We start from the raw sequence: 10,574 nt of genomic DNA, 5'->3' as shown, positions 1-10,574 counted from the left end.
CATTTCCTTCTGCATCGTATGCCTCCAATTTGGGATTGTTGTCTTTATCCAGGTAAAACATTGCTCTTGGTATCCCTTGTTCATCAAACAAAAATAATCCGTTGTTTTGACTTCTTGATTTTCCAAGCATGATTCTTGGCGCTCCTCCGATCAATTCCTGAGCTTGATAGGCAGCATATTTCTGCTTAAAAGTCTCAGGATCAGATTTTCGGAGTTCAGCAAGTTCCATCATAATTTCTGCAGTTTTCTCCTGTGATTCTTTCCGTGGTCTATCATTGAATACCAGGCTTGAGCTTACAAAACGCTCGTCTCCCCTTTGGGAGTCAGTGGTGAGCAACTGCATCACCTGATCTCCATCATATTGATCAAATGTCAGGGAAAGTCCTGCGCTATGGCCATTCTCTTTCTTTTCTCCGTCATAGATCAATCCTCCGCATTCGATACCATCTTCATTGTAGAAAAGCATGCCCGCTCTTTTCTTACGGGTAACATTGGTAGGTCTCCCGTTGATTTTTTCTTCTCCATTGGGGAATAGTCCGGCATTGGTGATAACTAATTTGACTGTCCCATCAGCTTCAACCACATTGATGCGCTGTACATCAATCGTTTCGAATTTTTGATTGCTATTGGATTTAAATGAGGAGAAAAGCAGTATAGAGGTACTGATCGCCGCTGTTGCTGCAAAGGTTCTCAAGAAGATCAATTCTTTGTTCATTGTCGTATTTGTTAAATGTTATACCTAAATGTAGATGGCAGAAGTATCGTGGGAAATAAGAATCAAATAAGCGCAGGAATATTTGAAATGAATACAGGAATTGATCCAATGAACATTTAGATGTCGAGATGAAAATGGATTCTGAAAAGTCAAGAACCTTAAATACTTTGAAGGAGCCATTTCGGTTAGGTAAAAGTGCTTGAGAAATTGGCAGGGTTTGCTAGTTTGTAAAATTTTTAAGAATCGGGCAATTTGCTCAAGGATTCTCTTTTTGGTTTATAACTAGTGATCTACTTTCCCCTTTCCTTCTCCTTCCGGTAAATGGCCTAAAGGTGGAAGGGGGTCCGTTTACTAGAGACTTGAATCCTAACACATTTTATTTCTAAAAGTGATCAGCCTCAAAAAATCCGACAAACCCCGTCAAATCCACCAATTCCTACTAAAATTACCCATTTTATGGTATTTTTTAGAAATAATTTTCCTCCTTCTTGAAAACGAAAGAATTCAGTTTGGGTAATGGCAAGGCAAATTCTTTTGATTTTGATTTCTATCTAACTCAAGGCCTCGAATTTGTAAGAATTATGGGATTGGTTTAACTTCCAAACTATTCATTGCCACTTTTTTAAAATTTTACTTTGAGAGTAGGTGCTTGTGGTAGGAAAGAGAGAGGAATATAATTAAGCCAACCACAAATTGGTAAGTATAGTAGGGGAGGATCAAGGGTGAGGAATTCCGATAATTATCGGAATTCGTATTGGGCTCGATTTACGATCAAATAACTTCCACCAGGTCTAATCTATACATTTTATTTTTCCAGAAGGTATTTACATCAAGGACTTTATTCTTTTAATTACTGGGATAATAAGTGAAAATTGCGTAAAAAACGTAAATTTTTAAGTAAAAATATATAGATATATGCTTTTTTCACGTAAAATTGTATTCAAATCGTAAATCCATGATCATTCATTTTTCAGTTCAGAATTTTCGATCTATAAAGGATCGAATTGATATCAGTTTTGAGAAGACGGGGTTGAAAGGACTGCCTTCAAACTATTTCACATCACCAGCAAAATCTCAGCTGTTAAAGACTGCTGTTCTTTACGGGCCAAATGCATCAGGGAAAAGTACCGTGCTCCAAGCGTTCAAAGCCTTGGAATTCATGGTTGTTAATTCAGCAGGATTTAAGCCAGACCAATCTATACCACCCTATGAACCGCACCTTTTGGATAAGGGTTTCAGAGAGAAGCCTGTGGAGCTTGACATTGTTTTTTATGGTGAGGACAGAGTGAAATACGAGTTCAAACTAGCGTTTCTTGAAAAGAAAGTAATAAAAGAAGAAATGTATTTTTATCCCCACGGAGTTCAGTCGCTACTATACCAGCGTAGTTCTGGTAAAGAGATCAAGTTTGGAGAGAGCTACAAAGGCGCTAAAAAAGCTATCGAAAAACTTCTTCTTCCTAATCAATTGTTTATTTCAAAAGCATCTGAAAACAATGTGGAATCTTTATTGATTCCTTATCATTTTTTCGATCAGGGTATGATGGTTTTCCCGTTTTTAAGTGAGGATCATGAATCCAATCTAACGAGGCTCTATGCCAGGCGCTTGGCAGAACAGCAGGATTCAGGTTTTGCCAGAAAACTCAACGCATTGATCTGTGCTTTGGACACGGGGATATTATCGGTTTCCTCAAAGGAAGTAGATTCAAATAGTTTTAAATTTCCTGATAATGTTCCTGATGAAATCAAGCGCAAAATTCAAGAAGATTATAAATACGACATCAAGACTTCCCATCCCTTGTACCATGGAGGAAAGCAGGTAGGGCAGGAGTTTTTTGATGTGGAAGAAGAATCGACAGGGACTAAAAGCCTTTTGGTGATAGGTGGGATAATTTTGGATTCATTGGAGACTGGGAGAGTGTTGGTGGTGGATGAGTTTGAAAAAAACCTGCATCCATCCATTACAAGTTACCTTATCAGTCTTTTCCATAACCCTCTGACCAACACTAAGAATGCACAATTGATCTTTGCAACGCATGATATTACCCAACTTGCAAACGGGGCCTTTAGACGGGATCAGATTTGGTTTACAGAGAAAAATGAATTTGGTGCCACTGAAATATATGCCTGCTCTGATATTAAAGGGATTAGAACTGAAAACCCCTTAGACAAGTGGTATGCCTCCGGGAAATTAGGTGCAACTCCAATTATCAATGACGTGGATTTTTTAATCAAAATGCAGGAAGATGTCCTTGAGAAGACTGAATAAAAGGATTTTGATTTTATGTGAGGGAGTGACGGAAAAGCTGTATGCTACCTCACTCCGGGCAGAGTTGGATAGAAAGTTACAGAGAAGTATCTCAGTGGAGATAGCACAAGGAGATCAGCAGAACCCTTTGGATCTTGTGAGGGAGGCCATCGCAAAAAAGAAAAAAGCCAGAAAGGAAAAGAATCCGTATGATGATATATGGATATTCTTTGACCATGATAACTGGCCACAGTTAAGAGATGCTTTTCGCTTAATCGAGACGGAGAAATTTAAGTTTTCTTTTACTGCACTTTGCATGGAGCATTGGTTTATCCTTCATTTTGAAGAGTGTGGAAGGGCATTTCAGAGAGGAGAAGATGCACTAAGTCATCTTCGAAGACTGTGGCCCCGATATCATAAAACGAAACTGAATCACTTTACTGAATTGAAAGATAAACTGCCAACAGCCACCGATCGTGCTATTAGAATGAATAGAAGGCAAGAGGAAAATTCAGTTATTGAGAGAAATCCCTATTGCACAATACCGGATTTGATTTCTTTTTTCCAATCCTTAGAGGAAGGGTAAATGATTAACTTCACCGCCTGTTTAGTCTATTTTTAACCAATTAGGCAATGGGGTACAAAGAGAAAATGATTCTGAGTACGTCAACTTAGTTCCTGGTTATTATCCTTATAAGATGCAGAAAAAAAACTTGTCCAGATAGCTTTTTAAGGTCTTAGGCTTAGCTGACTAAAAGTCTTTTGATAACAACTGTCTGTTAAGATCGAAACACTCCACTGACTTGTTCTGTGGGGAAGGAATTTACCCACACCATATAGATTTCCGAAAGGCGCATACAATTATTTGAAAATTTCCAAAATATGAAACAACACATATACAACACCGAATTACATTGGACAGGTAATACTGGTCAAGGAACCAATAGTTACACTGCCTACGAAAGGAGCTATGAAATTAAGGTACAATCTAAGCCGGTGCTTTATGGAAGCTCTGACCCTTCTTTTAGGGGCGATCGCAGTAAATACAATCCTGAAGAATTATTTCTAATGTCAATTTCCGCATGTCATATGTTGTGGTACCTACACTTATGTTCAGAAGCAAAAATTACAGTTATTAAATATTCCGATCAAGCCTTAGCTACTATGACTGAAAACAAGGACGGCTCAGGAAGATTTGATTCAGCTCAATTAAATCCAAATGTAGAGATTCTGGAAAAGGATAAAGTAAACCTTGCCAATGAATTACATGAAAAAGCGAATCAAATGTGCTTTATAGCTAATTCCTGCAATTTCGATATAAGTCATTCACCTAAAACTTGCTCTACCAAATAACAGTGATCTTAAACTTCAAAAAATCAGGCTTGTCTGATTTGACTATCTTGAAAAATTAAATAGCATCAATTTTTGAAAAAACTAACTATAGCATTGTGAGAACACTGGTGCCATCGTTCTAATTGCTAAAAGCTCAAAAACGCTTCGACTTCATCCACTTATCGAAAATCCCCCGATTCCTCTTTACCTAGACGAACAACAACTTCTGTTAAAGAAAGGATTGGTACAAATGAGTGATCATATACTCCTTTTTAAAAGATGATTTCGAGTCCTTCGACATTCTGGATTACGAAAGGGCACTTCAAAAAATTAGATGAATCATTATGATCCAACCGTCGGTGATTCCGGATCTGAAGCTGAATGATAAAGGTTTTTTGTTGTGAGGTCAGTAGCTTACGGCCACTGGATGAAAGTCGTGCGTTTTTGATTAAATCTTGGATCATTTTGTTCCTAATTTTAGGCAACAAAAACGGTCCAGTTATTTAAGCGGTTAGGAACACTTTGAAAGAGTCATTTCGGTTAGGAAAAAGTGCCTGAGAAATTGGCAAGATTTGCTAGTTTGTAAAATTTTTAAGAATCGTGCTATTTGTTTAAGGGTTCTCCTTTTGGTTTATAACTAGTGATCTACTTTCCCCTTTCCTTCTCCTTCGGGTAAATGGCCTAAAGGTGGAAGGGGGTCCGTTTACCAGGGTCCTGAATCCTAACACATTTTATTTCTAAAAGTGATCAGCCTTAAAAAAATCCGACAAACCCCGTCAAAACCTACATTTTCCACTAAAATTACCCACTTTATGGTATTTTTTTCTTGGGATTATTAACTTCATTGCAAATGAAGTCTTTAGGGAAATGTCAAAGAGGCAAAATGCCTTAGTATAGGAAAGATGATCCTCAAGCTTATTTCCATTTAGACTGAATAGTGAACATAAATGACTGAGAAGGCTGATTTATGCTACTACTTCAAGCTTTCTAAGGTCTGTTTTTTGTCAAAAAATTACATGTTATTGAGGATATTTACTAGTTAGCGGTCATGCTCAACCCAGACACAGAAGTTAATAAGAAATGATTTATCTCACTTTTGATAGCAACATTTGGATTTATTCACTAGATGAATCTTGGCAAATTGAAAATCAACTTGATTATCTTGAACCATGGATTCAGAAAGGAGAAGTGAAACTTCTTTTGCCCAAAATGATAATTGACGAATGGACTAAACACGAAAAAGAGCAAGTAGGAGAAAGAGAGAAAAAGCTCCGTGAGTTTTTTAACATGGCAGAAGAGATTCTGCCTTCAGCGTTTTTTGCAGAATACAAGGAGCCTGCTATGCAAAGAAAAATTATTGACGACCAACTCAATAGGGCCAAAAATTTAATTCTTCAAAGTGAAATCATTCCCGAATATTCAGAAGTAAAGGATAGAATCATTTCTGATGGCATCGCCAAAAAAGCACCGATGCATAAAAAAAGTAGTATTGCAGATGCAATCATTGTTTATTCATTGATTCACTTTTCTAAGTTGAATCAAGGGAATCACTACTTTTTTATTTCCAGCAACACAGAGGACTTCTACCAAAGAGCAAATGGCAAAAAAGAAATTCATCAAGATTTGAAACCAGATTTTGATGCAAACAATATTCAGGCATTTACTACTCTCAATCATTTGATTTATTTCCTTCAAACTGCTCATAGCTTAAAGGTAGATGAGAATATTGGTCAGAGAAGAAAAGATAGAATTAGAAATAAGGTCAAGGAAAAAGTTTACAATCCGGAATATGACAAACTAACTGAAAGTGGCGAAAGCTCATATATCCAAAACATAAACACGATTGAGTTTATCCTAAAGGAAACACGACCAACAAAAGAGCAAGTAATTTATATTTTGGCACTTGTGGATTCTGATATTTCCTATGAGCGTGATTTTTATAAACGACTTGACAAGGCAAGTTGGTTTGAGATACTCAAACGGAAAAAGGTTTTCAATCCAACAAACAATCCTGCTCCAATTCAAGTAAAGGAAGGATTTCAAATTCCTTTTTGGGAGCCACTTATTTATCTTGAAAAACTTTCACTTCAAATCAAGAATGGACAATCCCTTGAACTCATTGATGAAATAATATCAATCATCAACAACGTTTCTCAAAACCCAGTTGACAATTACAGAACTTGGTATTTGTTAATTAAGATATTGAATAACCTTCCTAAAGAAAAAATTCCTTTAGAGACATTGAACTTCATTCCTACTTGGCTTAAAGGAAGTTTTGACACAATGATTCAGAGTTCAGAAATATGTGAGAATCTACTTCCAAAATTTCTTTCTGAAAACCCAACCGCAGAGGACATTCAAAAGGCAGAACTGATTTTAAAATATCTTTTCTCTATTGAAAAAATTGAAGTTGCTAAAGAAGGCATGTTAGGAGTTGATGCCGAAAGCTACCGTTCAAGAATTTACATACACTATTTAACGGATGCTTTGATTGATAAAAAACTTACAGCAAAAATTGTTGCTTATTGCTCAGACAATATCATTATTGAATTAGCAGAAAAAATCAAAACGCTAAGAATTGATTTCCCAAGAGGAATTAACTTTTCACTCAAGATAAAGGACAAGGACTACCACTGCAAAGCAGAGATTGAAACCGAAAATTTGAATATTGCCATTTCAGAAAAAGACAATGCGGAAAAAATCATTGGAAGGAAAACAATAGGGAAGTTTGAAAATCTTGATGACGAGCAAGTGAGAAATTTCGTCATTGATTTTCTGAAAGAGCTGGGATTGGAATATGAAGGATATAAAGATAATGAGTTCGATATTGAAATACTTACAAACGCTTTATCAAATGGCTCATACTATACTTTCTCAGATGACACAATAAGCAAGTTAAATGACCGCTACCATCACGGAGACAAAGTTGTTGAAGTGTTCTCATTAATTTTCAGAGACCTTCTAAACGATAAAGTAAAACAGAATGCAAAGACAGGAATTGAACTTTTAAAGTTATTTGCTTTTGAAAGCAAATACCGATTACCATTTTTCCGAAGAGTAGTTCTGTTTGTCATAGGGGAGAATTGGGAAGCATGTAAAAATTTGTTTTGGGAAATTGTAAAAGACAATGACCCGATGCTACTTTTTTCAAATCACAATTTTGACAAAGATCTTTACGAATTGCTCAATAAAAATCAAATGTTGTTGAGCCAGGAAGAAATCAAAACTCTTCAAAAAATAATTGATTTAGGTCCTCAAGACAAGAAAGAAGATAGAGACCCGAAGTATAAGGACTATTGGCAGTTGCGTTGGTATTCTGCTTTGAGAAATATGGTTCCATTCAAGGACAGTTACGAAAAACTTTCACAAGCAGAAAACTTGACTAACGAACACTATGAAAATTTGGGAGTGATAAAAACAAGATTTGGCTCGGTTTCTCCTTTTAGTGTAGAAGAAATACTTCAAAAAAGCAATCAGGAAATTGTTAAGTTCATTCATAGCTTCAAACCAAAAGACCGTTGGGAAGAACCAACTATTGACGGACTATCAAACTCATTAAGTGCAGCCGTTCAAAACGAGCCCCAAAAGTTTTCTGACGAGATTGAACTTTACAAGGATGTTCCTTACATATATGCCTACCATATTGCCAACGGTTTTAGAGAAGCATGGAAAAATAAAAAGTCATTCAATTGGGAAAAAGTTTTGAATTTTTACAAAGAGTATATCTCAAACGAAAAATTTACAACAGGACAATTTCAGTTGGAGAATGATGGTTGGGGGGCAACTGCGGATTGGGTTACAGGTTCGGTTGGAAATCTTTTGACTGATGGAATGCAATCAGACAGCAACGCATTTGATTTATCGCTTTTACCAATTGCAAAGAACATTCTTGAAATCATTGTTCCAAGATTAAAGCCGGTAGAAGATTTTAAGCAAACGAATATGGACTATCCAACGTATTCGCTGAACTCTACGGCTGGTAAAACTCTTAGAACATTACTTGACTATTCACTTAGGAGAGCAAGAAATTTAAAGGCAGAAGATAATTTACCCAAGTGGGAGAAGGAGATAAATGATTTATTGGAGGAAACTTTTAAGAAAGGAATAATTGACGGATACATTCTCACTGGTTGGTATTTCCAACAGTTTTATTTCTTGGACAAAGATTGGATAAGCAATAAAATAAAAGAGTATTACAAACTTGAAGACAAAGAGTGGCTTGCTTTTCTGAGTGGATTTGCCTTCGGTAATCCACCATTCAACAAAGACATTTATCAGTTATTTTACCCTCACTATGAAAGAGCTATTAAGAATGACATTCAGATAAATAGTTTTTACGACCATGGAATTATCCGACACATTGTTGCCTTTTACTTTTGGGGTTTTGAAGATTTACAAACAGATGGCTTGCTTACAATGCTTTTCAACAAAGGCAATCACACAAGTATTCTTGAAGTTGTAAATTTTGTTTGGAGACAAGAAGGTTATTTGAAAAGTTTGAATCGTGATGACGCAAAAAACTTTGAAGAAATAATTTTCAATTTGTGGAACTACCTTGCTCAGAAGTATGAGAATGCAACTGGCGAAGAAGAACAAAAAGTTTTAGCAGCATTTTCTAATCTCCTTGTTTTCGTTCCCGAATTAAACGAAACTTACACTAAGTTGGTTTTAAAGTCAAGTGGCATTACCGATAAACATTTTCACTCTCATTACCTCATTGAGAATCTTATCAAGCTTAAAGACCGAGGCAATCCAAATGAATCTGCTAAACATGTCGGAATAATTTTGAACTCAATACAATTTGCTCCTTACTTTTCTTCCGTTGACAACAAACATATTATTGACTTAGTTGTGTTTCTTTACGAGAACGGACAAAAGCAAATTGCCGATGAATTTTGCAACAAGATGGCAAAGCAGGGACATGAATTTCTTATTGAGATACATAACAAATACAAGGAATGAAAGCACGAACCGCTAACAGCAGCTACCCAAAAGTGGCGGTTCTGTGGTTAAATCAAGCTTTGTGCTTCTATCAAAGTTTGTGCTTGCTTGACAGTGAAGTGCTTCGAAATCGCCACCTTCGGGTAGCTGCAAACCGTTAGTGGTCAGGTGAAAAAAGCACCTAAAAAACGAATATGACAACAGAATTTACGATTAGAATTGGTCAACTCGATGACTTGGATGAACTACAGAAATTGTTTTTGGACACGATAACTGAAGTCTGTAAAGCAGACTACAATGAAGACCAAATTGAAGCTTGGATTTCCGACACTAAAAATAATGAAAATAGACAACAGTGGATAGACATCTTAGTAAAACAATTCGTCTTGGTTGCTCAAATTAGAAATGAAATTGTTGGCTTTATAACTCTTGACAATGGAAATTACATTGACTTATTATACGTTCATAAAAACCACCAAAGAAAAGGAATCGCTGACAATCTCTATGAGAAAATTGAGAATGAAGCAAGGCGACAAAATCAACCATCTTTAAATTCTAATGTGAGTAAAACCGCACGTCCATTTTTTGAGAAAGTTGGATTTGAAGTAATTAAAACGCAAACTGTTTTACGTCAAAATGTGAAATTGACTAATTATAAGATGGAGAAAAAAATAAACCCGAACTGCTAACAATGTATTCCATGAATAATCAAAAGTTTATTTTCTAGCTTTTTTCCTTCCTTTATGCGATCAGAATTCCTGGATTTGCCATTCTTAATCCTCCTAAGTCAACCAGGCTTTGATTGACGAATTCACAATGAACACATCGAATATTAGTTTCCTAATCCTATCCTTCCTGACTCTTTTGATCGGTGGGATATGGCTTTTCCTTTACTTGAGAAGAAAGCGTCACAATGCTTCTTTTCCAGTTAGAATCAAAGAAATCAAAACCCAAAAGCAGCGGGATGGGGAGTATTTGTATGTGGATCTCGAGCTTCGTAATCTGACAGGAAAGGATGTTGGTGTTATAGAAATTCAGCAGCGGCATATGAAAGGACCTTTTGAACTTTTTATCCTTCAGGATGCATCCGGTAGAACCCGAAAAAGCCTGTACGAGGCCAGAGAGCAATTCAATAAGCCCTTAAAAATTAAGTATCAGGAAACGCTTATTAAGAACTACCGAATGAAAATCCTACCTCCGATGAAGGGAAAGAAGTTGTATTTTGAATACAGGGTCTTGACAACTGAACGGAAAGGATATGTTTCGGATTCGAGGTGGTTTGAATTGATCTGATTCTATGAAGATCTAAATGATTTTATAATTGAATTTACAGAGTAATGT

The 10,574-nt window shown here is 36.2% G+C and carries 7 protein-coding genes; 6 read left to right on the top strand and 1 reads right to left on the bottom strand.

The annotated features are described in order from the left end of the window. The coding region (locus tag G457_RS0114385) for a hypothetical protein (RefSeq protein WP_035484021.1) at positions 1 to 715 on the bottom strand (715 nt) is incomplete at its 3' end. 955 nt (positions 716 to 1,670) lie between these two features. Here G457_RS0114385 and G457_RS22300 point away from each other — a divergent pair. From G457_RS22300 to G457_RS0114340, 6 genes are all read left to right on the top strand, one after another. Further along, positions 1,671 to 2,981, top strand: coding sequence for an AAA family ATPase (locus G457_RS22300; protein ID WP_026947099.1), 1,311 nt, complete (start codon positions 1,671 to 1,673; stop codon positions 2,979 to 2,981). Beyond that, complete coding sequence (locus tag G457_RS0114365) at positions 2,959 to 3,546, top strand: RloB family protein (protein ID WP_026947098.1); 588 nt, start codon at positions 2,959 to 2,961, stop codon at positions 3,544 to 3,546. Before G457_RS22300 ends, G457_RS0114365 begins: the two co-directional genes overlap by 23 nt. Positions 3,547 to 3,842: 296 nt before the next feature. Further along, positions 3,843 to 4,313, top strand: coding sequence for an OsmC family protein (locus tag G457_RS0114360; protein WP_026947097.1), 471 nt, complete (start codon positions 3,843 to 3,845; stop codon positions 4,311 to 4,313). Positions 4,314 to 5,372: 1,059 nt separating this feature from the next. After that, a complete protein-coding gene (locus tag G457_RS0114350) occupies positions 5,373 to 9,254 on the top strand; it encodes a PIN domain-containing protein (RefSeq protein WP_026947095.1) in 3,882 nt (1,293 codons plus the stop codon). Positions 9,255 to 9,427: 173 nt separating this feature from the next. Continuing rightward, positions 9,428 to 9,922, top strand: coding sequence for a GNAT family N-acetyltransferase (locus G457_RS0114345; protein ID WP_035484019.1), 495 nt, complete (start codon positions 9,428 to 9,430; stop codon positions 9,920 to 9,922). A gap of 127 nt (positions 9,923 to 10,049) precedes the next feature. Then, positions 10,050 to 10,526: a hypothetical protein gene (locus tag G457_RS0114340; RefSeq protein WP_026947093.1), complete on the top strand. Its 477-nt coding sequence runs from the start codon at positions 10,050 to 10,052 to the stop codon at positions 10,524 to 10,526. The last annotated feature ends 48 nt before the right edge of the window (positions 10,527 to 10,574 follow it).

It is taken from the genome of Algoriphagus marincola DSM 16067 (assembly GCF_000429405.1).
Classification (GTDB): Bacteria; Bacteroidota; Bacteroidia; order Cytophagales; family Cyclobacteriaceae; genus Algoriphagus; species Algoriphagus marincola.
The sequence above is the reverse complement of the archived record's forward strand: the minus strand, read 5'-3'. Positions and strand labels throughout refer to the sequence as shown.